This window comes from Mycobacterium sp. ACS4331 (assembly GCF_001667265.1).
Taxonomy (GTDB): Bacteria; Actinomycetota; Actinomycetes; order Mycobacteriales; family Mycobacteriaceae; genus Mycobacterium.
Map to the genome: position 1 here is coordinate 84,159 of NZ_LZHW01000073.1, position 26,149 is coordinate 110,307.

Below are 26,149 nucleotides of genomic sequence, written 5' to 3' on the forward strand. Positions count from 1 at the left end.
GCGGCACTGCCTTTGATCTGCGGTCGAGCCGTGTTTCAATGGTCTCAATCGGAACTAGACCACGTCGTATCAAGTGGCATCTGCCGTAGAGACGGCCCATCCACGCCACCCGCGGACACGAGGAGTGCACCCATGGCCAGCCCGAACATCCCCAGCGACTTCGATTTTCTCGACGCCAGCCTGAACCTCGAGCGCCTGCCCGTCGAGGAGCTCGCCGAACTGCGCAGGGCCGAGCCTATCCACTGGGTGGACGTGCCAGGCGGCACCGGCGGCTTCGGCGACAACGGCTACTGGATCGTCACCAAGCACGCCGACGTCAAAGAGGTGTCCAAGAACAGCGACGTCTTCGGCAGTTCACCCGACGGCGCCATCCCGGTCTGGCCGCAGGAGATGACGCGTGAGGCCATCGACCTGCAGAAGGCCGTGCTGCTGAACATGGACGCCCCGCAGCACACCCGACTGCGCAAGATCATCTCGCGCGGCTTCACTCCGCGCGCCGTCGGTCGCATCGAGGACGAACTGCGGGCCCGCGCCCGCAAGATCGCCGAGACGGCGCTGGCGGCGGGTTCCGGTGACTTCGTCGAGCAGGTCGCCAGTGAACTGCCGCTGCAGGCCATCGCCGATCTGCTCGGGGTGCCGCAGGAGGACCGCGACAAGCTGTTCCGCTGGTCCAACGAGATGACCGCCGGCGAGGACCCGGAGTACGCCGACATCGACCCGGCCATGTCGTCGTTCGAGCTCATCACCTACGCCATGAAGATGGCCGAAGAGCGGGCCAAGAACCCGACCGAGGACATCGTCACCAAGCTCATCGAGGCCGACATCGACGGGGAGAAGCTCTCCGACGACGAGTTCGGGTTCTTCGTCATCATGCTGGCGGTCGCCGGTAACGAGACCACCCGCAACTCGACCACTCACGGCATGATCGCCTTCATGGAGAACCCCGACCAGTGGGAGCTCTACAAGAAGGAGCGGCCTGCCACCGCCGCCGATGAGATCGTCCGCTGGGCCACCCCGGTGTCGGCGTTCCAGCGCACCGCCCTCGAGGACACCGAACTCGGCGGCGTGCAGATCAAGAAGGGCCAGCGTGTGGTGCTGTCCTACCGGTCGGCCAACTTCGACGAAGAGGTCTTCGAAGACCCGCACACCTTCAACATCCTGCGCGATCCGAACCCGCACGTCGGTTTCGGCGGCACCGGCGCGCACTACTGCATCGGTGCCAACCTCGCCCGCATGACCATCAACCTGATCTTCAACGCGATCGCCGACGTGATGCCCGATCTCACGCCCATCGGGGATCCCGAGCGGCTGAAGTCCGGCTGGCTCAACGGAATCAAGCACTGGCAGATGGACTACACGGGCAAGACGGCGGCAGCGCAGTAGTCTCTGCACCGGCGAGCGAATCAAGGAGGATTCGGGTGGATTTCACTCCAGACCCGGCGCAGCAGGCAGTCGCCGACGTCGTCACGTCCGTATTGGGACGCGACAACACGTGGGAGGCCCTCGTCGACGGCGGCGTGACCGCCCTCGGGGTACCCGAACGACTCGGCGGTGATGACGTCGGACTGCCGGGTCTGGCCACGGCGCTGACCGAGATCGGCAGGCACGGAACCGTCAGCCCAGCCCTGGCCACGCTCGGCCTCGGGTTGATTCCGCTGCTGGACCTGGCCACCGACGAGCAGCAGGACCGTCTCCTGGCGGACGTCGCCAAAGGTGCGGTGCTGACCGCGGCCCTCAACGAACCCGCAGCCCCGCTGCCGGAAGCGCCCGCCACCACCCTGAGCGGTGGAAAGCTCAACGGCACCAAGATCGGTGTGCCGTATGCGGACAGAGCCCGCTGGATTCTGGTCACCGCCGACTCCGGCGTGGTGGTCGTGGCCGGTGACGCCGACGGATTGTCGATCACCAAGACACCGACATCCAACGGCTCCGACGAGTTCGTGCTCACCTTCCGCGATGTCGCGGTGCCGGATGCGGACGTGCTGACCGGGGCCTCCTGCACACGCGTCAACCAGTTGGTCCTGGCTGCTGTCGGCGCCTTCGCGGCGGGCCTGGTGGCCGGCGCGTTGCGCCTGACGGCGGACTACGTCGCCACCCGTGAGCAGTTCGGTCGGCCGCTGTCGACCTTCCAGACCGTGGCAGCGCAGCTGTCCGAGGTCTACATCGCCTCCCGCACGATCTCGCTGCTGTCGACCTCGACGGTGTGGCGGCTGTCCGAAGGACTCGATGCCAGTGAGGATCTGGCCATCCTGGGGTACTGGCTCACGTCGCAGGCCGCGCCCGCGATGCGGTTGTGCCACCACCTGCACGGCGGTATGGGTATGGACATCACCTACCCGATGGACCGCTATTTCTCCTCGATCAAGGACCTGACCCGACTGTTGGGCGGTCCCGCCCATCGTCTCGATCTGGTGGGAGCCTGATGTTCATCGACCTCACTGCGGAGCAGCGCGCGCTGCAAGCCGAACTGCGGGAATACTTCTCCACGCTCATCACGCCTGAAGAGGCCAAGGCCATGGAGACGGATCGGCACAACGAGGCATACCGCGCCGTCATCAAGAGAATGGGTTCCGACGGCAAGCTCGGTGTCGGGTGGCCCAAGGAGTACGGCGGGCTGGGCTTCGGCCCGATCGAGCAGCAGATCTTCATCAACGAGGCCAACCGCGCCGACATCCCGCTTCCGATGGTCACCCTGCAGACCGTGGGTCCCACGCTGCAGGTGCACGGCACGGAGGAGCAGAAGAAGAAGTTCCTGCCCGGAATCCTCTCCGGAGACGTGCATTTCGCGATCGGATACTCCGAACCCGAGGCCGGCACCGACCTCGCGTCACTGCGCACCACCGCGGTCCGGCACGGTGACGAGTACGTGGTCAACGGACAGAAGATGTGGACCACCGGCGCGCACGACGCGGACTACATCTGGCTGGCCTGCCGCACCGACCCGAGTGCCGCCAAGCACAAGGGCATCTCGATCCTGATCGTGGACACCAAGGATCCCGGCTACTCGTGGACCCCGATCATCCTCTCCGACGGCGCCCACCACACGAACGCGTCGTATTACAACGACGTCCGGGTGCCCGCCGACATGCTGGTCGGTGAGGAGAACGGCGGCTGGCGGCTCATCACCACGCAGCTCAACCACGAGCGCGTCGGTCTGGGCCCGGCCGGCCGGATGGCCGGGATCTACGACCAGGTGCACGAGTGGGCGGCCACGCCCGGTTCCGACGGTGCCACACCGCTGGACCAACCGGACGTTCAGCGCCTGCTCGGTCAGATCAAGTCCATCTGGCGGATCAACGAGCTGCTCAATTGGCAGGTCGCCGCGTCGGGGGAGACCATCGCCGTCGCGGATGCCGCGGCGACGAAAGTCTTCTCCACCGAACGCATTCAGGAAGTCGGGCGACTCGCCGAGGAGATCGTCGGCAGGTACGGCAACCCGGCGGATCCGCACACCGCCGAACTGCTCGAATGGCTCGACAAGATGACCAAACGCAATCTCGTCATCACCTTCGGTGGCGGGGTCAACGAGGTCATGCGCGAGATGATCGCCGCTTCCGGCCTCAAGGTTCCGAGGGTGCCGCGGTGAGCGAGGATCTGCAGGCGGGGATCGAACGGGTCAAGGCCGCCAACAGAAGCGAGCCGCGAGCTGGCCGAGATCCCGTGAATCAGCCGATGATTCACCACTGGGTTGACGCCATCGGGGACAAGAACCCGATCTACGTCGACCAGGAGGCCGCGAAGGCCGCCGGACATCCGGGCATCGTCGCTCCGCCGGCGATGATCCAGGTGTGGACTATGGGCGGGCTCGGTCAGGGCCGCTCAGACGACGACCCGCTGTCACAGGCGATGAAGGTCTTCGACGACGCCGGTTATGTCGGTGTGGTCGCCACCAACTGCGAGCAGACCTACCATCGCTATCTGCAGCCCGGCGAAGAGCTCACGATCCACGCCGAGATCACCGACATCGTGGGCCCCAAGCAGACTGCGCTGGGGGAGAGCTACTTCATCAACCAGCTCATCACCTGGACGACGGCTGATGACGAGACCGTCGCCGAGATGAACTGGCGCATCATGAAATTCAGGCCTCGCGCGGCCGATGAGCCCGAGGTCCCGGAGGTCCCGGTGGTCCCGGAGGATCTCGACCCCGACAAGCTCATGCGGCCTGCCTCGTCGAGGGACTCCCAGTTCTTCTGGGACGGTGTGAACGCCCACGAACTGCGGATCCAGCGCCGCCCTGACGGCACGCTGCAGCACCCCCCGGTTCCGGCGGTCTGGCGCGACCACAAAGACGCGGTGCAGCCGTCCGACTATGTTGTCGCCTCCGGGAACGGCACGGTGTTCAGCTACGTCGTGCACCACGCGCCCAAGGTGCCGGGCCGCAGTCTGCCGTTCATCATCGCGCTCGTCGAACTCGAGGAGGGCGTACGGATGCTCGGTGAACTGCGCAATGTCGAAGCTGATCAGGTCTCGATCGGAATGCCCGTGCGCGTCACCTACATCGACTTCCCGGACAGTGATGTGAGCCCGGCCTGGACGCTGTACGCATGGGAGCCCAACGCATGACCGCGATCGAAGTCGGCACCGCACTGCCCGAACTCGCCATCTACGGTGACCCGACGTTCATCGTCTCCACCGCGATCGCCACCCGCGACTACCAGGACGTGCATCACGACCGGGACAAGGCGCAGGCCAAGGGATCCAAGGACATCTTCGTCAACATTCTCACCGACACCGGCCTGGTGCAGCGCTACCTGACCGACTGGGCGGGCCCGGCGGCGCGCATCAAGTCGATAGGCCTGCGGCTCGGAGTGCCGTGGTACGCCTACGACACCGTGACGTTCCGCGGCGAGGTCACCGCCGTCGACGCCGATCTGGTGACGGTGAAGGTGACTGGGTCGAACAGTCTCGGTGACCATGTCATCGCCACCGCCGCACTGACTTTGGGGGACAACTGATGCTCTCCGGCAAGGCCGCCATCGCCGGTATCGGGGCCACCGACTTCTCGAAGAACTCCGGTCGCAGCGAGTTGCGGCTGGCCGCCGAATCGGTGCTCGACGCACTCGATGATGCGGGCCTGTCCCCATCGGACGTCGACGGCCTGGTGACGTTCACAATGGACTCCAACCTGGAGACGGCCGTCGCGCGGTCCACCGGCATCGGCGAGCTGAAGTTCTTCAGCCAGATCGGTTATGGCGGAGGGGCTGCCGCGGCGACGGTGCAGCAGGCGGCACTCGCGGTCGCGACGGGCGTGGCAGAGGTGGTCGTGGCCTACCGCGCCTTCAACGAGCGTTCGGAGTTTCGCTTCGGCCAGGTGATGACCGGTCTGACAGTCAACGCCGACTCGCGCGGAGTGGAGTACAGCTGGTCATACCCGCACGGGCTCAGCACGCCGGCCGCCTCTGTCGCCATGATCGCCCGGCGGTACATGCACGAATACGGCGCCACGAGTGCGGATTTCGGAGTTGTGTCGGTGGCGGATCGAAGGCATGCCGCCAACAATCCGAAGGCGCACTTCTACGGCAAGCCGATCACCATTGAGGACCACCAGAATTCGCGGTGGATCGCCGAACCGCTTCGCCTGCTGGACTGCTGCCAGGAGACCGACGGCGGTGTGGCAATCGTCGTCACCACGCCCGAACGGGCCAAGGACCTCAAGCACCGGCCGGCGATCATCGAGGCCGCCGCCCAGGGGGCGGGCGCCGACCAGTTCACCATGTACTCCTACTACCGCGACGAGCTGGGCCTGCCCGAGATGGGGCTGGTCGGCCGGCAGCTGTGGGAGCAGAGTGGGCTGTCTCCGGCCGACATCCAAACCGCGGTCCTCTACGACCATTTCACGCCGTACACGCTGATCCAGTTGGAGGAGTTGGGTTTCTGCGGCAAGGGTGAGGCCAAGGACTTCATCGCGGGCGGGGCCATCGAGATCGGCGGCCGGCTCCCGATCAACACCCACGGCGGCCAGCTTGGCGAGGCCTACATCCACGGCATGAACGGCATCGCCGAAGGCGTGCGGCAACTGCGCGGCACCTCGGTGAACCAGGTCGAGAATGTCGAGCACGTTCTCGTCACCGCCGGGACGGGCGTCCCGACGTCGGGCCTGATCCTGGGCTAGCCGGACTCGGCACCGGCACTGCGGAGAACCTGAGAGCGCCCCAAGAAGTCGAGTTACAGCAATCTGTCCGGTGATGTCCTGCGACCAGCCCTTTGCGCTGGTCCTTCGTGAAGAAGGTGCTTTACGACGCAAGGACTCGCGATTTTGGCAAACTTACGGCTGACGTAATATTTGGCCAAGGCCTCGCGACCTCCCCGTTCGGGTGCTCCAATGTCCATGTGCATCGGCCACCTGGTGCGCGGGAAACATGGGGGGTGGTGATGAGCAGTGGAATACCTACGGGATCTGACGCTCCAGCAAATATGTCCAGTTACGATGCCAATCTTCATTGGCGACCGATTCCGGTCGGTCGTCGGATCGGTTACGAGCCGGAGGTCGGTCCGACCGAGTGTGTCTACCGCCGGGCCGACCGCGGGCGCCCCGGCGGTGCCGCCGCGGTCCCACGAGACGGTGTCACCCCGATGGGGTATGACGTGTTGCCGCTTGAACGGCGCAACGTGGCGGCTGTCGCACCCCGCGGTGACGCGCATCCGCTGCATGGCCCGAGGCTGCTGATCGTCGATGACTGCACGCTGTATCGGGAGACACTCGCCGCTGTCATCGCCGTCGATGGCGCACCGCCGCCGAGCAAGGCGTGGGACCTGCCGTCGCTGTTCGCGGCGCTCGCGGGCGGAAAACCGAATCTGGTCCTGATCAATCTGGACACTCGCGACAGCGCGATGTTGTTGCACGCGGCGCTCGAAGTGCGTCCTGACATCAGGGTCATCGTGCTGGGTGTGTCCGAAGATGACGAGGCCGGCATCGTCGCGTGTGCGGAGGCCGGCGTTGCTGGGTATCACCTGCGGTCCGAGTCATTGGACGAGCTCCTGGTTCTGATCCGCAGGGTGGCAGACGGTGAGACGTTCTGCTCACCCCAGGTGTCGGCAATCCTGCTTCGGCGTCTGTCAACCCTCGCCAGCCAAAGGCCCATGGCACCAAAGGAACTAGTTCTCACGAGCCGGGAGGCCCAGATCCTCCGCATGCTCGAACTGGGTATGTCGAACAGAGACATCGCCAGTGAACTGTGCATCGCTGTGCACACCGTAAAGAACCACGTCCACAGCGTGCTGACCAAGTTGGGCGTGAGCACGCGGGCCGAAGCGGCGGCGCGATTCCGGAGCGTGCGTTTCAGCGAGGGCCGCCCGGAGAACTAGTCCCGGTCTGGGGCGAATTTCGCTCCCATGGCCTATGTACGGCTCGGCGCAATGTGCACGATAGTTGGCACATGCTTCGGGGGACAGCTAAGAATCGGCATCTGTGCGGGGACACGACGCTGACAGTCGCGCAATCCACGCCACTTCTTCAGGACACAGCCGGAAACCAATTCCATTACGTTGCTGGGGAATCCCTGGCCAAGGAATACGACCAGCACTACGGAACACAGGCGTACCGGACCAGTGGACTCGGTCGCCACGGCGAGCGCCGGGGGCCAGCGATGGGGGGCGAACAACATGAAGTCGACCATGCCTGAGACAGCTGGGCAGGCCGCGACGGTCACCGTCGAAGAGGTCGCCAGCCTGGTGGCCGGGATCCCGGCGATCGGCCACGCATGCCAGGCCCTGCGAAAGGTCGGTCGCCGGGCGACTATTGCGGCCAACCGCATCACCGTGGACGACGAAGTCATCGCTCATCTCATCGGCGTCTCCGCTGACGATCACGGCTCGCCGGAGGCCCGGTGGGTGACGTACCGGATCACCGACCCAGACTGCGTCCGGGTTGTCGCGGCCGAACCCGTGCGGCCCGCGGTGTTGACCGGGGACAGCTGTGACGTGCCGCGAACCGTGGCGAGCACCTAGGAACCCGGCATGCACAGCGGATCTTCAAGCGGGCAGATAGAGATGCCCCGCGTGAGTGCAGACGACGTGATCGCGGACTTCCTTGCCGCGGCGCAGGACTGGCCCGCTCGGGTCGCCGTTCAGCACGGCGAGCTCGTTCTGACCTACCGCGAACTGGCGCAGCTCGTTGCGGATGCTGCGGCATGCCACCGGTTGGGGAGATCAGGCACGGACGGGGAGTCGAGGCCGATCGGCGTGGTGGTGTCGCACACCCCGTCCGCTGTCGTGCAATTGCTGAGCGTGCTCCATGCGGGAGACACCTACTGCCCCATCGAAGCCACACTGCCGGATGCCCGGAAGAGGGCATTGGCCGCAGCGCTCGGACTCAAGCAGCTGTATGCCGCAGACGCGGTGACAGACGCCGCCATCGGAATTCATTCGGGCACGGCCGAATCCGCGGACGCCCAGCACCGGCCCGCAGCGAGCCTGCCGAGCGACTCGGCGTATGTGTTGTGCACATCGGGATCCACGGGGACACCGAAACCGGTGGTGGTGTCCCGGCAGGCCCTCTCGATCACCGTGCGCGCGCTGCGCCGTCTCTTCGGTCTGACCCCACACGACCGGGTCCTGCAGTTCGCCTCCCTCGGCTGGGACACCTGCCTGGAGGAGATCCTGCCCACGCTGAGCAGCGGCGCCGCCCTGGTTTTCGACGAGGAGGCCCATGCCAGGTCGATGCCCCGGTTTGTGCGCATGCTGGCGGAACGGGAGATCACCGTCCTCGACATTCCGACGGCGTTCTGGCACGAACTGGTGCTCTACCTGGATGAGACGCAGACATCACTGCCCCACACGGTGAGAGTGGTGGTGATCGGCGGCGAGCGGGTCGATCCCACCCGGCTTCGCCAGTGGCGGGAACGTGACCTCCGTCGGGTCCGTCTGCTGAACACCTACGGCTGCACCGAGACGACGATGATCACCCACGCGGCGCAGTTGAGTGGTCCGGGCACGGATCCCCACATCGCCGCCGCGGGAGCGCAACCGCCCCTCGGAAGCTCATTGCCGCACGTCGTGGACCACGTCACAGAGCGCGGTGAGCTGCTGGTGTCGGGGCCGTCGTTGGCCACCGGATATCTGGGCATGCCGGAGGCCACCGCGGCGGCCTTCGAGATCGCCGATCACGGGGATGGACCGAGGCGCTGGTTTCACACCGGAGACCTCGTCGTCCGCGGGAGCCACGGTCTGCTCCACTCGCTCGGACGTGCTGACGAGGAGCTCAAGGTGCTCGGCGTCCGGGTGCATCCCGCCGAGGTCGAGGCGCACCTCAACACACATCCCGCTGTCGCGGGATCCGTCGTCGTCGGTGAGCACACGTTGGGGCGGATGTCGTTGACAGCGTGCGTCGCATTGACCGCGACCACCAGCGCCGCCGAACTGAAACAGTTTCTGCGCGAACGCCTTCCCAGCCAGTTCGTTCCGGCCAGGGTCAAAGTGGTCGCAGCGCTGTCCTATACGGACACCGGAAAGATCGACAGGCAGGCCACATGGCGTGCCGCGGCAGAGTTCTGCGGTAAGGGGAGCACCGATGGGCACTGATCACATCATCGACATCTTTCGTCGCGTCCTTGGCACGCCGGAGGTTCATGCCGGCTCAGACTTCTTCGAGCTGGGCGGCGACTCCCTACTGGCGACCCGAGTTCTCAGCGCGATCGCACGTGACTTCGGCCCGGAGCTGTCGTGGGAGGACTTCATCGAAAAGCCCTCGGCTGAGGGCCTGTTCGCGAAGGTGGCCGCAGCCTCATGACGGGGGACTCGATGCATGTCGTCGTGGTCGGTGCCGGCCTGGCCGGATTGACCGCGGCAATCGACCTCGTTGCCGCGGGTGCCGATGTGACGGTGCTGGAGGCGCGTGATCGCGTGGGCGGCCGGATGCACGGGATCCCGCTCAACGCAGGAGTTGTCGCCGACGGGGGTGCTGCCTACCTGGGCGTGCGGCACACCGAACTGCTGGCGCTTCTGAAGGAGCACGGGCTCGCCCTGGCCGCCACGACGATGACCGGCAACAGCACGTTCCTGCTGTCGGGTCGGCACACGACAACGGCAAGCCGGGTGCCGCCACTGGACGCTGTCGCCCTCGGTTCGCTCTTCGACCGACTCGAGGATGTCGTGGAGGCCGTACGGGTCGATGCGCCGTGGCTGTCGGCTGGGGCGGAACACCTGGACACGGTGTCCGCGGCGCAATGGGCCGCCGACGTGGTCAAGCATCCAGACGTGCAGACCTTCTTCCCGCTCTTCATCGGCGAGATGATGGCGGCGGACCCCTCGGCGATCTCGCTGCTGCATATGGCCTTCTACCTGCGGTCCGGCGGCGGCATCCGCTACCTCAACGCCTTCGAGGGTGGGGCCCAGCAATGGCGGATCGCGGGGGGTGCGCACCTGCTGACCTCCGCACTCGCCCATCGTCTCGGCAGTCGGGTACGGCTCCGTCAGTCCGTCTTCGCGATTGAGCAGGACACTGAAACCGCAGTGGTGCGGTGTGTCTCGGACGCCGACCGCACCAGGTCGGAGTACCGGGCCGATCGCGTCGTGGTCGCCCTCCCCCCGCTGCTGGCCCAGCGGATCGAGTTCCGGCCGGGGCTGCGGGCGCATCGCTCGACGTCCGCCACGGCACCCGGCTGTGCGGTCAAGGTTCACCTGGGCTATTCCACGCCGGTCTGGCGTGAACACGGTCTGTCCGGGTGGTCGGTGAGCAACAGCGGACCGCTGCTGTCCACGGTGGATGACTCGCCCGAGGACGAATCTGCCGGCGTGCTGACGGGATTCGTCACCGGCGAGGCTGCGAAGACCTTCTCGGCCATGTCGGCGGCCGCACAGCGGAAGGCTGCGTTGAACCACGTCGCACAGCTGTTTCCGCAGCTGCCGCCACCGGAACAGTGCACGGTGACCGACTGGCTGGCCGCGCGATACAGCCGGGGATGCTATGCCGCGCTCTTCGGCCCGCGGGACTGGCTCACGTTGGGGCCGACCCTGACCGAGCCCCACGGTCGTATTCATTGGGCGGGCACGGAGACGAGCCTGGAGTTCTTCGGCCTGATGGAGGGGGCGATCAGGTCGGGACGACGTGTCGCCGCGGAACTGATCAGTGGCGCCCGAGCCGCGTCCGATTCACGAAAGGCCATGGCGCAATGACGATATTCATGGAACGCTCGCAGACCGGCTTCACGGCCGCCGCCGATCAGCCGTACAGCTATGTGCGCACGACACTGTCCGAGCCGGACTGGCGACGATACCCGGGCTGGGCCACTATCACAGAGGCCGAATGGCAGGACCCGCAGTGGCAGCGTGCCCACTCCGTCAAGAACATCGCAGAACTGCGCGCGGTGATGGGGCCGCTTCTGGACGAGCGGTTCTACGCCGACCTCGCCGTCGACCAGGACCGGCGGGCGACGATGTCCATGCTGCTGCCGCCCCAGATGCTCAACACCATGGTTCCGGCGTGGGAGCCTAGGCGGCACGGGTTCACCGAGGCCTTCTACGCGGACCCGATCCGGCGTTACATGCTGCCGGTGGACAGCGATCGGGACCCGCAGTGGGGATCGCACCCCTTCGCCGAGCGGGACTCACTGCACGAAAGTGATATGTGGGTGGTCGAGGGGTTGACCCACCGATATCCCACAAAGGTGCTCGCCGAACTGCTTTCGACCTGTCCGCAGTACTGTGGGCACTGCACCAGGATGGACCTCGTCGGGAACTCGACACCGGCGGTCAGCAAGGCCAAGCTCACCCTGCATCCCACGGATCGTCAGGACCGCATGCTGGAGTACCTGCGAGCCACTCCGGCGGTCCGGGACGTCGTGGTCTCCGGTGGAGATGTCGGCAACGTGCCCTGGCCGAGGTTGGAGTCCTTCGTCAGCCAGCTGCTCGACATCGACTCCATTCGAGACATCCGCTTGGCTTCCAAGGCGCTGGCCGCACTGCCCCAGCATTGGCTGCAGGACAAGGTCGTCGACGGTGTTCATCGTCTGGCGAGCACCGCATCCAGTCGAGGTGTCAACCTGGCGCTGCACACTCACATCAACCACGTACAGTCGGTGACCCCGCTGGTCGCGCAGGCGGCTCGGGCGCTCCTGGACGCGGGACTTCGGGACGTGCGCAATCAGGGCGTGCTGTTGCGCGGGGTCAACACCACCTCAGCTGACCTGCTGGACCTGTGCTTCGCACTGCAGGGCGAAGCGAACATCCTTCCGTACTACTTCTACATGTGCGACATGATCCCCAACGCCGAACATTGGCGGATACCGCTCTGGGAGGCCCAGCAACTGCAGTCGGAGATCATGGGCTACCTCCCCGGTTTCGCGACCCCCCGGCTCGTCTGCGATGTGCCCTTCGTCGGGAAGAGATGGGTTCATCAGGTGGCCTACTACGACCGGATCCGGGGCATCTCGCACTGGAGCAAGAACTACTTCACCGGACTCGACGAAACCGACGTCGACGCGTTGAACCGGGTCCACCAGTACTACGACCCAATCGACAGCCTGTCGCCGTCTGGCCAGGCCTGGTGGCGAAAGGTGTGTGATCGACCATGTGGCGCAGCGGTTTCAGTCCGGTGAGAACGCGTGAAGTCAATCCAGTGGGCCGTTCGCGCGGCACTGTGGCAGGCGAAATCCGGATGTTGTCATGACTATGCAGCAGACACAATCACCGTCACGTCCCGCCGAGGAACACACGAAGACGACAGGCGGGGGGCCGGCCGTCGACTACGCGCTCACGGTGGAGTCTGAGGGGGCCAACCGCAGCTCCGCGGTCGCCATACCCAGCCAGGTCTTCGCCCGCACGACGTGGCAACGGCGCTACGCGGCCAAACTCCGGCTCACCGACACCCTGGTCATCTGTGCGGCAGTGGGCTTGGCGCAGTACATCCGATTCGGGACCGCCGCGGCCGCGGACAAGGAACAGAAGTACTTCGTCCTGGGATTCTCGCTGGTCTTCATCATCGTGTGGCTGTCTGCACTGTCCGGATTCCACACACGCTCGCCGAGGATCATCGGTTCGGGCATCGAGGAGTACCGGCGGGTAGTGGCCGCATCGTTCTGGACCTTCGGAGCGATCGCGATCGTCACCCTTCTCGTCAAGATCGATGTCGTACGCGGATACCTCGCGGTCGCACTGCCCGCCGGAATTCTGGGTCTTGTGCTGAGCCGCCTCCTGTGGCGTGGAAGGGTGGCGCGCAAACGAGTGGGCGGCGATTGTCAGACTGCAGTCCTGGCGTTCGGAGAACTCGACGCGGTGCAGACACTGGCCACCGAACTGACTCAGAACCCGATCGACGGGTATCGCGTCGTCGGGGTGGGGGTGCCGGGATACGGTCCCCCGCGAGGCGAACAGATGATCCTCAACGGACGCTCGGTCCCGATCATCGGCGGGGAACACCATATGCTGGCGGCGATCCGGAGCTGTGGAGCCGACACCGTGGCCATCGCCGGCACTGAGCATTTCGGCGTCAGGGGCATCCGAAGGCTGATCTGGGATCTCGAGCCCCTGGGTGTGGATCTGGTCGTCTCGACCGGTGTGATGGATGTGGCGCTGGCTCGACTGGTCATGCGACCAATCGCCGGACTGCCACTCCTGCACATCGAGAAGCCCCAGTATCTCGGCGCAAAACGGTTCCAGAAGAGGGCATTTGATGTCTGTTTCGCCTCAGCGGCGCTCATCGCGACGCTGCCGATACTGATCGCCACCGCTGTCGCGGTCAAGGCCAGCAGTCGCGGACCCGTCTTCTACTGTTCCGAGCGCATCGGCATGAACGGAAATCCGTTCTCGATGATCAAGTTCCGCACCATGGTGAAGGACGCCGACAAGCAGTTGGCGAGCCTGATCGACGCCAACGAAGGCGACGGGCTGCTGTTCAAAGTGCGTGAGGATCCTCGGATCACCCGCGTCGGCCGGATGCTGCGTCGCTTCAGCATCGACGAACTGCCGCAGTTCCTCAACGTTGTTCGAGGCGAGATGAGTGTCGTCGGGCCCCGGCCCCCGCTGCGCCGTGAAGTGGAGGCCTACGACTGCGACGTGCTGCGCCGGCTTCTGGTGAAGCCGGGTGTCACGGGGCTGTGGCAGGTGAGCGGGAGGTCGGATCTGTCGTGGGAGAAGGCTGTCCGACTCGATCTGTCCTACGTGGACAACTGGTCGATGATCGAGGACGTACTGATCATCATCAAGACACTGCGCGCCGTGTTGCGACGCACCGGAGCGTACTGAGGTCTGTCATGGTGGAACAGCTGTCCGTCACCGTCCTGGGGATCAACTACTGGCCGGAACCCTTTGGTATCGCTCCGTATACGACCGGACTCTGCCGGGGCCTGGCGAGCAGGGGCCATCGGGTGAACGTCGTCACAGGCATGCCCCATTACCCGGAGTGGCGGGTGCATCCGGACTATCGCGGGCGATGGACGTCGATCGAGACGATGGACGGCGTTCTCCTGAAGCGAGTGCGGCACTCAGTGCCGGCCACACCCTCGAATCTGCGCAGACTGCTGATGGAGGCCACCTTCGGCGCGCGTGCCGCCTTCTCGCGTTGGCGGCGACCCGACCTCGTGATCTGCACGACACCTGCGCTGATCTCGACAGCCGTGCAGTTCCTGCGTCGCCGCGCGATGTTTCGGCGCCGGCCGGTGTTCTGCGTCTGGGTCCAAGATCTGTATGGGGTGGGCTTGTCTGAGACACAGAACCCGGGATCGGCATCCGTGAAGATCGTACGGCGCCTGGAGAAGTGGATCATGCGTGAGGCGGACGGCATCGTAGTCGCGCACAGCAGATTTCGGGATCAACTCGTTGAGGGTCTGCAGGTCGATCCAGGCAAGATCACGACCATCAAGAACTGGACGCATGTTCATTCCGGTGGTGCCGGCCGCCGCTCCACGACTCGTGCACGCATGGGGTGGGCCGATGAGGAAGCGGTGATCCTGCACGCGGGGAACATGGGCGTCAAACAGGGTCTCGAGAATGTCGTGCGCGCAGCGCAGATCGCGGACCGCGACGAACTGAACCTGCGTTTCGTTCTCATCGGTGACGGCAACCAGAGGCGCGTGCTCGAGGAGTTCGGCCGTCAGACAGCTCGCCTGGAGATTCGCGATGCGCTGTCCGAGAGGGACTTCGTCGACGCGCTGGAGGCCGCTGACGTACTCCTGGTGAATGAGCGGCCTGGTGTCGCCGAGATGTCGATTCCCAGCAAGCTGACCTCTTATTTCCAAAGTGGCACCCCGGTTTTGGCGGCCACCAGTGCGCGCGGGAACACGGCGCGGGAGATCAGGAGGTCAGGGGCCGGGATTGTGGTCGACGCCGGCGACCCCGCGTGCCTGGTTGCGGCCGCGGTGTCGCTGGCCGGCGACGTCGAGCTCCGGGAAGAAATGGGCAGCAATGGAATTCACTACGCCGCTGATGAGCTCGATGAGAAGACCTCGTTGGACAGATTCGACTACTGGTTGAGGAGTCTGGTGGCGACTCAGAGAACGCGGCGGCGGCGTGACACCGGCGAGGCCCAACAGATGTCCAGTCAGGCCGCTCGATGAGGGGAGCACCGATGAGCAGGGTGGCACTTATAACCGGAATCACCGGCCAGGACGGTTCGTATCTGGCTGAGCTGCTTCTGAACAAGGGCTATGAGGTCCACGGCTTGATCCGGCGGGCCTCGACCTTCAACACAGTCCGCGTCGAGCACATCTATCAGGACCCGCACCTCCCGGACGCCAAGTTGTTCCTTCATTACGGGGACATGTCCGACGGTGCCAGACTCTCGATGCTGCTCAGCGGGATCCGTCCCGACGAGGTCTACAACCTTGCGGCGCAGTCCCATGTGCGGGTTTCCTTCGACGAGCCGGAGCACACCGGAAGTGTCACCGGTGTGGGTTCGGTTCGCCTCCTGGAGGCGGTCCGACAGTCCGGTCTGTCCTGCCGGTACTACCAGGCATCGAGTTCGGAGATGTTCGGTGCGTCCCCACCGCCGCAGAACGAGTGCACCCCGTTCTACCCCCGCTCGCCGTACGGTGCGGCAAAGGTGTACTCCTACTGGATCACCAAGAACTACCGCGAAGCGTATGGAATGTTCGCGGTGAACGGGATCCTGTTCAATCACGAATCGCCTCGACGTGGCGAAACCTTCGTGACACGCAAGATCACTCGCGCCGTTGCCCGGATCAAGGCCGGGCTGCAGCATGAACTGTTCCTGGGCAATCTCGATGCCGTCCGTGACTGGGGGTACGCGCCCGAATTCGTCGAAGGCATGTGGCGAATGCTGCAGGCCGAGCAGCCCGACGATTACGTGCTGGCGACAGGCCAGGGCCAGACCGTGCGGGACTTCGTGCGGGTCGCCTTCGAACGGGTCGGGTTGGACTGGCAGGACTACGTGAAGTTCGACGCCGACTATGTCCGGCCGACGGAGGTCGATGCGCTCATCGGAGACTCCTCCAAGGCTGCTCGACTGCTGGACTGGAAGGCGGAGGTGCTCGCCCCCGACCTCGCGGCGATCATGGTGGATGCCGATATCGCGGCCCTGCGGTGCGCGGGAACGCCATGGGTGGACACGCCCGCCTTGGCGGGCTGGGAGTCGCAGAGCGAGCCCGCACCATGACAAGTCATTCGTCGTCGCCGACGATGAGGATCCTGCACGCGGCGACCCTGGTGAGTCCCGACGGCTCGTTCGGAGGTCCCGTCCGGGTCTCACTGAACCAGGCGGAGGTGCTACGGAACCTGGGCCACAACGTCACCCTCGCTGCGGCCGAGTGGGGCTTTGCGGCCCCGCCGACATCTGCCGATGGCACTCCACTGGTCCTGCGCAGAGCACGTCGGCTGGTTCCCCGGACCGGATTCGCGGGCATATGTGCGCCGAATCTGGTCGGATGGCTGATCCGCGCCCGAGACCAGTTCGACGTCGCGCACCTGCATTTCGCGCGCGACCTGGTCATGCTTCCGCTCGCGGTCACGGCGGCGGCACTGCAGATCCCGTTCGTTCTTCAACCGCACGGAATGGTTCTTCCGGGCTCCAATCGCCTGGCCCCCACACTCGACCGCGCCGTGGTGACGAAGCTGCTGTGCCGGGCACGTGAGGTCTTCTATCTGACCGCTGCCGAACGTGACGGACTGGAGGCGATCTCAGGGGGCAGGGCCCATCTCACGCATCTTCCCAACGGAGTGCCGCTGTATGAGGAGGCATCCAACACCCGGCGGGTGCCGGAAGTCCTCTATCTGGCCCGCCTCCAATCACGTAAACGACCGCTGGATTTCGTCGGGGCGGCACTCGAGTTGAACCGGCGTGGTGTCACGGCCGACTACACACTCGTCGGCCCGGACGAGGGTGAGGGAAGCCGAGTCCGCGCGGCAGCTGCCCCCGCGGGAAACGTCAACTGGGAGGGGCCGGTGGCGGCCGGCCAGGGGCCCACCCGCATGGCGCGGGCCTCGGTCTACGTACTGCCGTCCCTGGGGCCCGAACCCTTCCCCATGGCGGTGCTCGAGGCGATGTCGGTGGGTCTCCCGGTGGTGGTCACTGATCAGTGCGGACTGGCAGGGCTGGTCCGGAAGTACGGCTGCGGCATTGTGGTCGCGCCCGGCTGCCGCAACATCGCCGACGCCGTCCACTCGTTGCTCGCCGCACCGGACACCGCACGAATGATGGGTCAGCGAGGCCGGGCAGCGGTCAGGGCCGACCTCGGGATGGATTGTGTCGGCCGCCGGTTGGAGGCCAGTTACCGTGCGGCAGTAAACGAACCGAGGCTGGTCGCATGAAGGAGTGGCTCGCGTCGCGGATTCCGAGACTTGGCACGATCATCCTCGCGCTGCTGCTGATCGCGGCGACCGCTACGACGACATTGGCCGTCTCCAGCCGGGCCCGCCAGGCTCCACCGCCGCCCGACAGCCTGGTGCGCGTTGCGGTGATCGGGGATTCCTACAGCGCGGGTGTGGACAACGAGGTGGTCTGGCCGTCTCTGATCGCGGCCGGCTCGCCGTTGAGCATCTCCGTGGTGGCCGCGCGCGATGCGAGTTACGCCGGCACGGCCGGGCGAAGTGGACGCTTCGAGGACCAGGTTGACAAGGCCCTCGCGTCCAAACCATCGGTGATTGTCGTGTTCGGGGGACTCGGCGACGCCGGTCTGCCCGATGAGCAGATCACTCAGTCGGCCACTGACCTGTTCGCCGAGTTGGTGCGAAGGGCACCGAGAAGCAAGGTGGTCGTACTCGGCCCGATATGGCATGCCCAACCCGTGCCGGACGTGTTCGTCACGCTCGACGCCAGGATCGGCGAGGCGGCCCGCACCACGCAGGTCACCTACATCTCACTGATCGGCATGGACTGGCTCGCCAAGGACGGATTGATGCAGGGCGATGCCGCGCCGACCGACAGCGGACAGTTCGCTCTGGCCCGGTACTTGAATCCGATTCTGCTGCAGCAGATCAGGAATCCGAGCAGGTCGGTGCTGCCATGAGACCAGGTCGCTGGAGGGGATTCACGGTGGTACGGCCGTCCACGATCGTGCTGGCACTGTGGGGGCTGGTCGCTGCGGTCGTCTCGGCGGTGGCGGTCCAAACCCCCGCGGTCGACCAGCCGACACAGGCCGTGGTCCAGGACGGGGTTCCGCCCAGTCTACCGAGCAGGGCTCACCCGGCGGTGCTGTTCATCGGCGACTCGTACACGCAGGGTGTGAGCACACCCGACCTCAGTTACGGATGTATGGCGGCGACCAGGCTGGGTTGGGAGTGCAACATCGCCGCGCAGTCGGCGACGGGGTACGTCAGCGGCGGGCCCGGGAACCGGCTGCCGGCCGCCGAATACGGCAGAGCGTCGACCTCGTTTGTGGAGCGGTTACCGCGCCTGCACGAGTTGTACCGGGCGGACTTCGTGGTGCTCGACGGCGGTCGCAACGACCTTCAGTTCGACATGAACGCGGTGATGCTGGCCTTCTCCTACACAGTGACCCAGGTCATCGACGCCTGGCCCAACAGCCGAATCGTGGTGATCGTGCCGTGGTTCCTCGCGGATCCGGTGCTGCGGCCGGGGGCCTTCGCCGGCCGGACCGCCGGGGAGGAGTTCGCCGCTGCGCTCGCCTCCTCGCCCACGTTCGCCAAGGTCGACCTGATCGACCCCGGCGCCCTCGGCTGGTTCGTCGGCGCCGATGTGACGCGGCTGACCGATGACGGCATCCATCCGAACTTCGAGGGAGCCAAAAGAATTGCGGACCTGCTGACCGCGGCGCTGATCAGTGGCGGAGTGGCGGACCCGTCATGAAACCGGCGCTGAGGGATCCGATGATCGCGGTCTGCCATCGGTGGCGCGTCGTCTCTACAGTTGCGCTGCTGATGGTTACCGTTGCCGCGCTGCACTTCTCGGAGATTCCAGCAGACGGAAGTCCGGCAGGCAGTTCCGGCGCGGCCTCCACCGAAGTGCTGTTCATCGGGGACTCCTACACTGCCGGCCCGACGACCCCGGGTTCCAGCTATGGCTGCATGTCGGCGTCGGCCCTCGGGTGGCGTTGTGATGTTTCCGCGCAGCCCGGTACGGGATACATCAACGGCGGCCCCGGACATCGCCTGCACATCGCGGGATACGACGAGCCTTCGACAGCGCTGGTGGAGCGGCTGTCCGGGCTGCGCGACGCCTACCCGGCGAATGTCGTCGTCCTCGACGGTGGCCGCAATGACATGGAGTTCGACATGGCCGAGGTCATGCAGACCTTCGCCTACACGTTGACGCAGGTCCTCGCGTCCTGGCCCGACAGCCGCATCGTGGTGATCGCGCCGTGGTTCGTCAACGAGCCGGTGTTGCGCCCGCAGGCCCTGGGCGGTCGCACCGTCGGCGAGGAGTTCGGGTCCGTCATTGGGTCGTCGCCCGAATTCGGACGCGTTTCGCTGATCGATCCTGCCGCCCTCGGTTGGTTCGCCGCCGGGGATCCGAAGCCGTACCTCGCCGACGACGGCATCCATCCCAACCCCGCAGGGGTGAAGAAGATCGCGGGACTGCTCACCGCGGCGTTGGTCAGGGAGGGGGTGGCGAGTCCATCATGACCCAGGCGCTCAACGACTACCTTCTGGTGCTCCGACGCTGGTGGCGAGTCCTGCTGGTCTTCCCGTTGCTGGCCGTGTCGGTCACAGCACTCCACTTCGCGCTGAAGCCGGCTGAGTTCAGTGCCGAGTCCCTGCTCTTCGTGGCGACTCCGCGAGATGACGAACAGAGCTACTACGTCGGGGACGACTACTCCAGGAAGCGGCTGGACACCATTCTGGTGCTCAGCAGAAGCCCCGCGATTGCCGAACGGGTCAACAATGATCTCGGGCTGGGGTCTGATCCGCAGGCGATGGTCGGCCGCGTACAGCTCTCGTCGGTGCTGGGCACGGTGCTGCTCAAGCTCACCACGGCCGGGAGCACGCCACAGCAGGCGGTGGAAGTCGGTGACGCCTACATCGAGGAGCTTCGGCGCAGTGTCGCGGCGCTTGAATCGGTTTCGGGTGGTCTGGTGTCGCGGATTGAACTGGTCCCGGTTCAGGCACCGACGGTGCGTGACCACGCCGGAATGTTCCCGACGTGGATGGTGCTCGGTGCCACGGGTGTGCTCGGCCTGGTGGCCGGTGCCCTGGCAGTCGTCGTTGTGGCGTTGTTGGACGGGAGGATTCGTCGACCCGAGCACGCCGCGGAGGCAGTGGACGCACCGGTCTTGGCGCGGTTCGACTCCCCGCGAGAGTCGGTGGCGGTCCTGGGACGCCCACCCGACAGCGAAGCCGGGCGGCAGCTTCGAACCGCGTTGGACCGGCTCGGCATCGTCGGATCGAGGATCATCATGCTGGCTTCGGCGGAACGGGGTGCCGGCCGGACCGGGGTCGCGCTCAGCACCGCTCGCGTGCTCGCGGACCGCGGATCGGACGTCGCGCTCGTGGACTTCGACTCCCGCTGTTCGGCCCTCGCGGCGACTCTCGCCCTCGAGGACGGCGACACGGTCGCCGGCATCGTCGGTGGCCCTCCGAACGAGCGTCCCAGCCGGTCACCGATGACGTTCTCCCGCCGACCCAATTGGTGCGGTGTCAAGGTGATTCCGTTCGGTCGCAGAGGCCAGGATGACGGGACAACGGTTGATCATCCGGGTGTCGGGCCGCTGCTGAAGGCGCTGCGAAGCACGTATGACTGGGTGATCATCGACACCCCGGCCGCGAGCGAATTCAGCGACGCGGCGCGACTGGCGCGCCATGCGGACGCGGTCGTGTTGGTGGTCAGGGCGGGTCGCACGCTGTTCGACGATCTGCGCGCGGTGTCCGAGCAGCTGAGGCTGGCCGGCGGACAGCTCGCGGGCGTGGTCTTCGTGGACAAGCTTGTCCGCCATCGGGAAGCACGCAGCGACAACGGTCCTCGGTCACCGAGCCCTCAACCTGAGCCTGTTGGCCATCCGATCAGTTCGGCAACGCGCACATCGACGCAGTGGGGAGACCGCGGTGGACTTTCGTAGATACGTTGCAGTGCTTCGCCAGGGATGGTGGATCCTGACGGTGGCGGCACTGGCCGGAGTCATCGTCGGGGTCGTCGCGAGCAGCCACACGGCCCGCCAGTACACCGCGACAACGCGGCTCTTCATATCCGCCACCGGTGGAAACAGTTCATCGGAGGCGTTCTCGGGTGGCCAGTTCGCGGAACAGCGCGCGCAGTCCTACGCCCAGATCATCACGAGCGAGCAGATGGCCCAACGGGTCGTCGACGACCTCGGACTGCCGATGTCCGCGGAGGCCCTGTCGCAGCGGCTGAATGCGGCGATTGTTCCGCGCACGGTGTTGATCGATGTGTCCGCGAAAGACTCGTCCGCTGATCGCGCGGCCGACATCGCCAACTCCCTTGCGCGCGCCTTCATCGGGTATGTCCAGCCACTGGAGACCCCCACCGGACAGAGCACACCCCGCTCGATGATCGCGGTGGTCAGCCCAGCGGAGGCTCCGCTGCTGCCGAGTTCGCCGAATGTCGTCAAGGATGTCGCGTACGGTCTGATCGGCGGACTGGCGGTGGGCCTGCTGGCGCTGGTGGCGATGCGGACGTTGTCGGGCCGGATCACGTCCGCCGACGAACTGGGCCGGATCAGCGGTGGACCCGCATTGGGGCCGATCACGACCCCCGAACACGGCACCGACGTGGGCAGACACCGGCTTGTCGACTGGGTTCCCGAAGAGGCTGAGCAGTTGCGCCGACTTCGAGTTCAGGTGGAGGCGCATGATCCTCCACCGCAGGTCCTCATGGTCGCACCCGCGTCGGCGGGCGATGCGGCGGCCTCGGTGGGTGTCGGGTTGGCTTTGGCGTTCGCCGAGACGGGTGGCGCGACCGCCATCGTCTCGGTCGATCACACCCATCCGCTGTCCCGGGCGGGGGGAAAACAGCAGTGGGGGCTGGCCGAACTGCTGCAGGGAAAGGCGATGTTCGAGCAGATTGGCCACGGCGCTGCCGCCGAGAACCTGCTTGTGGTGCCGCCCGGCAGAACCACCGACCTCGAGGCGCTGCTCTCCTCCGGTGCGATGAGCGCGTTCCTCGACGACCTCCGAAAGGAGTGCGATCGCGTCGTCATCATCACTCCACCGGTGATCGACAGCAGCGCGGCCACGGTGCTCAGCGCGGTGGTCGATGCGGAGTTGCTGGTGGTGGACGGGAAGCGGACGCGTCGAGGGCAGGTGGACAGGGCCATCGGTGAGTTGAGGGCCGCGCGATCCCATCTCCTCGCGGTGGTGTTGAGCAGGTGATGGAGGTGGGACACCGGATGAGTGTGATGAACGATCAGGAAGCCCGCGGGGCGCGCGAATGTCAGCTCACGCCGGGAAACCGCTTCTCCCTTGCGGGGTTCACGGGCACCGGCTACCAGCGAGGCCGCGCCCTTCCGATACAGGTCCTGTGGCTGATGTCGAGGGGTGTGTTGATGAGATGGTGGTGTCCGAACTCAGTCCGCGTCGCGGTGTTGCAGATGTTCGGGGCCAGGATCGGGGCGGGTGTCGTCATCCGGCACCAGGTGAGGATCCACTGGCCCTGGAAGCTGGCGGTGGGAAGAGATTCATGGATCGGTGAGGATGCGTGGGTTCTCAATCTCGAACAGGTGACGATCGGCTCCAACACCTGCATCTCGCAGGGTGTGCTGCTGTGCACCGGAAGTCATGACAGGCGCAGTGCCACATTCGAGTTCGACAACGCTCCCATTGAGGTGGGCGACGCGGTGTGGATCGCCGCTCGCGCAACAGTGCTTCGCGGGGTCACCATCGGAGACGGTGCGACCGTGGGGGCAACGGCGATTGTGGCACGCGACGTTCCGGCAGCGGCCACGGTGCTGCCGGCACCGGCGGACATTCGGATCTCCAGGAGGCAGTGATGCACACCGATTCACTCATTTACGTTGCAGGACATACGGGTATGGTGGGCTCCGCCATCACACGCAGGCTTTCCGAGGCCGGTTTCCACAACGTCTTGACGCGCACTCACAGGGAACTGCCACTGGACGAGGACGATGCGGTGGAGGACTTCTTCGCGTCCGAACGTCCTGAGTACGTCGTACTCGCTGCCGCCAGAGTCGGTGGCATCATCGCGAATTCGACGCGCGGGGCAGAGTTCATCCGCGACAACCTGAAGATTCAGACGAATGTCATCGACGCAGCCCACCGCCATGGCACGAAGAAGTTCATGTTCCTGGGGTCCAGCTGCATCTACCCCAAGTTCGCCGAACAGCCGATCGTGGAGGAGGCGCTGCTGTCCGGTCCCCTGGAGGAGACCAATCTGCCGTACGCGGTCGCCAAGATCGCCGGCATCACGATGTGCAATGCCTATGCGCAGCAGTACGGCTTCAACGCCTTTGCCGTTATGCCGTGCAACGTTTTCGGGATCGGTGACAACTTCCACCCCGAACATTCTCATGTGGTGGCGGGACTGATGCGCAGGTTCCACGAAGCCAGGCTCACGAATGCCTCGGAGGTGGTGGTCTGGGGAACCGGTTCGCCCCTGCGGGAGCTCATCGACGTCGATGACCTCGCCGACGCCTGCGTCTTCCTGCTGCGCAGCCACGACGGGGGAGGAATCATCAATGCCGGTTCCGGACAGGAGGTGTCGATCCGGGACCTCGCGTGGACGATGAAGGCCGTGGTGGGCTTCGACGGCGCGGTGAGGTTCGATCCGAGCCGGCCCGACGGTACACCCCGCAAGATCATGGACAACAGCAGGCTCAGGAACCTCGGCTGGCGTCCCACCCTCACGATCGAAGCCGGGCTCAAGAAGATGTACGCGTGGTACGTCGAAAACCAGACGACGCCGGTTGAGTGAGGAGTCCGACATGTCAAGGATGGAGACGCTGGTCTGGCTGTTCCCCGCTGGACGGCTGAAGAACCGGCTGCTCGGACTGTTCGGTCACCGAGTGTCGGCCTCTGCCCGCATCGGTCCCGTCCTGGCACTGAACATCGGTCATGCGGACATCGGTCCCGATGCAACCATCGCCGCTCTGAACACATTTCGGTCTCTGCGACTCCTGAAGATGGGCCAGGGCGCCACCATTGGGTCGCTGAACATGATCTCCGCGCATCCGGCGTATCAGGCGTTGCATCCGGCCGTCGGGAGCATGGTCATGGGCGAGGGCGCGATCGTCACCAGTCGGCACAACATCGACTGCTCGGGGGTGGTCGAGATCGGCGATATGGCCGCAGTCGCCGGTCAGCGCACGACAATCCTGACCCACGAGATCGACATCATGCGCAATGTCCAATCCGCCGGGCGGGTTGCGGTCGGTGAGCGCAGCGTGGTCCTGACCAACAGCGTGGTGCTCAAGGGTGCGATCCTGCCGCCGCGGTCCCTGCTGATCGCGCATTCGATGCTGGCCAGGAGCCTGAAACTCGACCCCGCCCCGGGTGTCTACGGCGGGTCGCCCGCGCAGTTCATCAGGTCCAACCTCACCGACGGCGACACCTGGTTCGAGAGGCGGCAGAGCGCGACAACCGCATTGAGGATCGACCTTCCTCGGGACGGTGCCTTGAGTGATGGCGGTCGGGATTCCGCCACCCGTGCAGGGTCACCGGGCGCGCAGGAGCGACTGGACCGCAGCCAGCGAAGGCTTGGCTGTGAAATCTGATCGGAGCAGACCATAGTTGAATTCCACGTTGCGGCTGCCTGTTTCGATGTCGCGATGGTCGAACAGGAAGATCGGGCCGCCATTGGGCAGGGACCGAACGTAGTTGATGCCGTCGGTCAGTATCTCGGCCTGGTGTGCTGGGCTGACGCCGACCTGTTGGCCGGACAGGTCCGGAGCCGTGGCCCCCGGGGTCGCTGTGGATGCTCCGAACTCCGTGAACCAGATCAGCTTGTCGCGTTGACCGCGGCTCCTCATCAGGGCTGTGACGTCCCTGATCGCGCGGTTCGAGTTCGACGTCTCGGCTGGGCCCAGGATGCTCAGCAGCTCGGGCGAACTGTACGGGTGCATTGCGACGGCGTCGAAGTAGTCGCCGGCGCCGTGGTCGTACAGGGCTCTGAGGAACGTGACCGGCGACATCTCGGTCGGATTGTCGACGGCCGGGGACGTACCACCCGTGATCACGGTCGAATCGGGATCGGCCGACTTGATCGCCGTGTACGCCTCCTTGAGCATCGCCGTGTACAGCGCCGGATCGGGTCCCGGCGCGAAGCTGTCATCGATGTTCGGTTCGTTCCAGACCTCCCAGTGCCGAATCACCCCCCGGTACCGCTGCGCCACCTGCGCGACGAAGCGGGCCCACGCCTCGACGTCGGAGGGCGCCGGATGGACCAGCGTTCGATTCTGCGGGGGAACCGACCACGACGGCGCGTAGGTCAGCAGGCCCAGAATCTTCAGCCCCCGGCGATTCGCTTCGTTGATCATGGAATCAGTGTTTTCCCAATCGAATTGACCGGGATGGTGCTCGATCAGATCCCATTCGATGTACAGGCGGACCGCGGGAAATCCCTCCGCCTTGATGGCGTCGTACTGCTGGATCCGCGTGGCGGGGAGGATCAGCGTCACCGCGTTGAGCCCAATTGTGTCGGGCTGCAGCGCATATGGCGGCGCCGGCGGTGGAGTGGTCGTGTCGCCTCCCGGAGCGGGGGAGCGGGCCGGTGCGCCATTGTGGCAGCCGGTCAGCACAAGCAACAGCACCACCGTGACGATCGCTGCGACTCTTCGGTGTGTTCCAACCGGCGGTTCCAGCCGTGTCAGGTGTGTCAAGATCCGCCTCCCCTGCA

Annotated in this window: 25 protein-coding genes; 24 read left to right on the plus strand and 1 reads right to left on the minus strand. The window is 65.6% G+C overall.

Annotated features, from left to right (window positions below):
* Positions 1–132 precede the first annotated feature (132 nt).
* The 24 genes from A5727_RS17215 (at position 133) to A5727_RS17330 (ending at position 25,028) form a co-directional block, all read left to right on the plus strand.
* Positions 133–1,383, plus strand: a complete 1,251-nt coding sequence (locus A5727_RS17215; protein WP_068251980.1) for a cytochrome P450 — start codon at positions 133–135, stop codon at positions 1,381–1,383.
* Positions 1,384–1,418: 35 nt separating this feature from the next.
* Positions 1,419–2,423, plus strand: coding sequence for an acyl-CoA dehydrogenase family protein (locus A5727_RS17220; protein WP_068251982.1), 1,005 nt, complete (start codon positions 1,419–1,421; stop codon positions 2,421–2,423).
* Positions 2,423–3,586: an acyl-CoA dehydrogenase FadE29 gene (fadE29, locus tag A5727_RS17225; protein ID WP_068251985.1), complete on the plus strand. Its 1,164-nt coding sequence runs from the start codon at positions 2,423–2,425 to the stop codon at positions 3,584–3,586. The genes A5727_RS17220 and fadE29 overlap by 1 nt, the downstream gene beginning before the upstream one ends.
* Positions 3,583–4,563 carry a bifunctional MaoC family dehydratase N-terminal/OB-fold nucleic acid binding domain-containing protein gene (locus A5727_RS17230; protein ID WP_068251988.1) on the plus strand — a complete coding sequence of 327 codons (981 nt, stop codon included), beginning with the start codon at positions 3,583–3,585 and terminating at the stop codon, positions 4,561–4,563. The genes fadE29 and A5727_RS17230 overlap by 4 nt, the downstream gene beginning before the upstream one ends.
* On the plus strand, positions 4,560–4,955 hold the full coding sequence (locus A5727_RS17235) for a MaoC family dehydratase (protein WP_197507686.1): 396 nt from the start codon (positions 4,560–4,562) through the stop codon (positions 4,953–4,955). Before A5727_RS17230 ends, A5727_RS17235 begins: the two co-directional genes overlap by 4 nt.
* Positions 4,955–6,112, plus strand: coding sequence for a 17-hydroxy-3-oxo-4-pregnene-20-carboxyl-CoA lyase (ltp2, locus tag A5727_RS17240; RefSeq protein ID WP_068251994.1), 1,158 nt, complete (start codon positions 4,955–4,957; stop codon positions 6,110–6,112). Before A5727_RS17235 ends, ltp2 begins: the two co-directional genes overlap by 1 nt.
* 302 nt (positions 6,113–6,414) lie before the next feature.
* Positions 6,415–7,305 (plus strand): LuxR C-terminal-related transcriptional regulator, encoded by an 891-nt coding sequence (locus A5727_RS17245; protein ID WP_082949854.1) that lies wholly within the window; start codon positions 6,415–6,417, stop codon positions 7,303–7,305.
* Between the two features lie 309 nt (positions 7,306–7,614).
* A complete protein-coding gene (locus A5727_RS17250) occupies positions 7,615–7,947 on the plus strand; it encodes a hypothetical protein (protein ID WP_157521427.1) in 333 nt (110 codons plus the stop codon).
* 51 nt (positions 7,948–7,998) lie between these two features.
* Positions 7,999–9,519, plus strand: a complete 1,521-nt coding sequence (locus tag A5727_RS17255) for an AMP-binding protein (protein ID WP_231992122.1) — start codon at positions 7,999–8,001, stop codon at positions 9,517–9,519.
* Entirely contained in the window at positions 9,509–9,727 is a 219-nt protein-coding gene (locus A5727_RS17260; RefSeq protein WP_068252003.1) for a phosphopantetheine-binding protein, read from the plus strand. The genes A5727_RS17255 and A5727_RS17260 overlap by 11 nt, the downstream gene beginning before the upstream one ends.
* Positions 9,724–11,112: a flavin monoamine oxidase family protein gene (locus tag A5727_RS17265; protein WP_231992124.1), complete on the plus strand. Its 1,389-nt coding sequence runs from the start codon at positions 9,724–9,726 to the stop codon at positions 11,110–11,112. Before A5727_RS17260 ends, A5727_RS17265 begins: the two co-directional genes overlap by 4 nt.
* Positions 11,113–11,120: 8 nt before the next feature.
* Positions 11,121–12,533: a KamA family radical SAM protein gene (locus A5727_RS17270; RefSeq protein ID WP_068252007.1), complete on the plus strand. Its 1,413-nt coding sequence runs from the start codon at positions 11,121–11,123 to the stop codon at positions 12,531–12,533.
* Positions 12,534–12,606: 73 nt separating this feature from the next.
* The gene (locus A5727_RS17275) at positions 12,607–14,178 is read left to right on the plus strand and encodes a sugar transferase (protein WP_068252010.1); all 1,572 of its coding nucleotides are present in this window, start codon (positions 12,607–12,609) and stop codon (positions 14,176–14,178) included.
* An 8-nt stretch (positions 14,179–14,186) separates the two neighbouring features.
* The gene (locus A5727_RS17280) at positions 14,187–15,488 is read left to right on the plus strand and encodes a glycosyltransferase family 4 protein (protein ID WP_068252013.1); all 1,302 of its coding nucleotides are present in this window, start codon (positions 14,187–14,189) and stop codon (positions 15,486–15,488) included.
* An 11-nt stretch (positions 15,489–15,499) separates the two neighbouring features.
* The gene (gene gmd / locus A5727_RS17285; RefSeq protein ID WP_068252015.1) at positions 15,500–16,546 is read left to right on the plus strand and encodes a GDP-mannose 4,6-dehydratase; all 1,047 of its coding nucleotides are present in this window, start codon (positions 15,500–15,502) and stop codon (positions 16,544–16,546) included.
* On the plus strand, positions 16,543–17,697 hold the full coding sequence (locus A5727_RS17290; RefSeq protein ID WP_197507687.1) for a glycosyltransferase: 1,155 nt from the start codon (positions 16,543–16,545) through the stop codon (positions 17,695–17,697). Before gmd ends, A5727_RS17290 begins: the two co-directional genes overlap by 4 nt.
* Complete coding sequence (locus tag A5727_RS17295; RefSeq protein WP_068252022.1) at positions 17,694–18,395, plus strand: SGNH/GDSL hydrolase family protein; 702 nt, start codon at positions 17,694–17,696, stop codon at positions 18,393–18,395. Before A5727_RS17290 ends, A5727_RS17295 begins: the two co-directional genes overlap by 4 nt.
* A 26-nt stretch (positions 18,396–18,421) precedes the next feature.
* Positions 18,422–19,195 (plus strand): SGNH/GDSL hydrolase family protein, encoded by a 774-nt coding sequence (locus tag A5727_RS17300; protein ID WP_068252024.1) that lies wholly within the window; start codon positions 18,422–18,424, stop codon positions 19,193–19,195.
* A 71-nt stretch (positions 19,196–19,266) separates the two neighbouring features.
* Positions 19,267–19,971, plus strand: coding sequence for an SGNH/GDSL hydrolase family protein (locus A5727_RS17305; protein WP_197507688.1), 705 nt, complete (start codon positions 19,267–19,269; stop codon positions 19,969–19,971).
* Complete coding sequence (locus A5727_RS27895; RefSeq protein ID WP_068252033.1) at positions 19,968–21,401, plus strand: tyrosine-protein kinase domain-containing protein; 1,434 nt, start codon at positions 19,968–19,970, stop codon at positions 21,399–21,401. Before A5727_RS17305 ends, A5727_RS27895 begins: the two co-directional genes overlap by 4 nt.
* Positions 21,388–22,671 carry a Wzz/FepE/Etk N-terminal domain-containing protein gene (locus A5727_RS17315; RefSeq protein WP_197507689.1) on the plus strand — a complete coding sequence of 428 codons (1,284 nt, stop codon included), beginning with the start codon at positions 21,388–21,390 and terminating at the stop codon, positions 22,669–22,671. Before A5727_RS27895 ends, A5727_RS17315 begins: the two co-directional genes overlap by 14 nt.
* Before the next feature lie 26 nt (positions 22,672–22,697).
* Positions 22,698–23,288 carry a DapH/DapD/GlmU-related protein gene (locus A5727_RS17320; protein ID WP_068252261.1) on the plus strand — a complete coding sequence of 197 codons (591 nt, stop codon included), beginning with the start codon at positions 22,698–22,700 and terminating at the stop codon, positions 23,286–23,288.
* On the plus strand, positions 23,288–24,229 hold the full coding sequence (locus A5727_RS17325; protein WP_068252039.1) for a GDP-L-fucose synthase family protein: 942 nt from the start codon (positions 23,288–23,290) through the stop codon (positions 24,227–24,229). The genes A5727_RS17320 and A5727_RS17325 overlap by 1 nt, the downstream gene beginning before the upstream one ends.
* A 10-nt stretch (positions 24,230–24,239) precedes the next feature.
* Positions 24,240–25,028, plus strand: a complete 789-nt coding sequence (locus A5727_RS17330; protein WP_157521428.1) for an LbetaH domain-containing protein — start codon at positions 24,240–24,242, stop codon at positions 25,026–25,028.
* Here A5727_RS17330 and A5727_RS17335 read toward each other — a convergent pair.
* A complete protein-coding gene (locus A5727_RS17335; RefSeq protein ID WP_197507690.1) occupies positions 24,969–26,063 on the minus strand; it encodes a cellulase family glycosylhydrolase in 1,095 nt (364 codons plus the stop codon). The genes A5727_RS17330 and A5727_RS17335 overlap by 60 nt on opposite strands.
* Positions 26,064–26,149: the final 86 nt, after the last annotated feature.

Bases quoted from the DNA above. Each gene is read 5' to 3' on its own strand.
- A5727_RS17305 (WP_197507688.1), top strand. From the start codon at position 19,267: ATGGTTACCGTTGCCGCGCTGCACTTCTCGGAGATTCCAGCAGACGGA.
- A5727_RS17245 (WP_082949854.1), top strand. From the start codon at position 6,415: ATGTCCAGTTACGATGCCAATCTTCATTGGCGACCGATTCCGGTCGGT.
- A5727_RS17280 (WP_068252013.1), top strand. From the start codon at position 14,187: ATGGTGGAACAGCTGTCCGTCACCGTCCTGGGGATCAACTACTGGCCG.
- fadE29 (WP_068251985.1), top strand. From the start codon at position 2,423: ATGTTCATCGACCTCACTGCGGAGCAGCGCGCGCTGCAAGCCGAACTG.
- A5727_RS17235 (WP_197507686.1), top strand. From the start codon at position 4,560: ATGACCGCGATCGAAGTCGGCACCGCACTGCCCGAACTCGCCATCTAC.
- A5727_RS27895 (WP_068252033.1), top strand. From the start codon at position 19,968: ATGACCCAGGCGCTCAACGACTACCTTCTGGTGCTCCGACGCTGGTGG.
- A5727_RS17270 (WP_068252007.1), top strand. From the start codon at position 11,121: ATGGAACGCTCGCAGACCGGCTTCACGGCCGCCGCCGATCAGCCGTAC.
- A5727_RS17275 (WP_068252010.1), top strand. From the start codon at position 12,607: ATGCAGCAGACACAATCACCGTCACGTCCCGCCGAGGAACACACGAAG.
- A5727_RS17330 (WP_157521428.1), top strand. From the start codon at position 24,240: ATGTCAAGGATGGAGACGCTGGTCTGGCTGTTCCCCGCTGGACGGCTG.
- gmd (WP_068252015.1), top strand. From the start codon at position 15,500: ATGAGCAGGGTGGCACTTATAACCGGAATCACCGGCCAGGACGGTTCG.
- A5727_RS17260 (WP_068252003.1), top strand. From the start codon at position 9,509: ATGGGCACTGATCACATCATCGACATCTTTCGTCGCGTCCTTGGCACG.
- A5727_RS17290 (WP_197507687.1), top strand. From the start codon at position 16,543: ATGACAAGTCATTCGTCGTCGCCGACGATGAGGATCCTGCACGCGGCG.
- A5727_RS17215 (WP_068251980.1), top strand. From the start codon at position 133: ATGGCCAGCCCGAACATCCCCAGCGACTTCGATTTTCTCGACGCCAGC.
- A5727_RS17320 (WP_068252261.1), top strand. From the start codon at position 22,698: ATGAACGATCAGGAAGCCCGCGGGGCGCGCGAATGTCAGCTCACGCCG.
- ltp2 (WP_068251994.1), top strand. From the start codon at position 4,955: ATGCTCTCCGGCAAGGCCGCCATCGCCGGTATCGGGGCCACCGACTTC.
- A5727_RS17250 (WP_157521427.1), top strand. From the start codon at position 7,615: ATGCCTGAGACAGCTGGGCAGGCCGCGACGGTCACCGTCGAAGAGGTC.
- A5727_RS17265 (WP_231992124.1), top strand. From the start codon at position 9,724: ATGACGGGGGACTCGATGCATGTCGTCGTGGTCGGTGCCGGCCTGGCC.
- A5727_RS17325 (WP_068252039.1), top strand. From the start codon at position 23,288: ATGCACACCGATTCACTCATTTACGTTGCAGGACATACGGGTATGGTG.
- A5727_RS17295 (WP_068252022.1), top strand. From the start codon at position 17,694: ATGAAGGAGTGGCTCGCGTCGCGGATTCCGAGACTTGGCACGATCATC.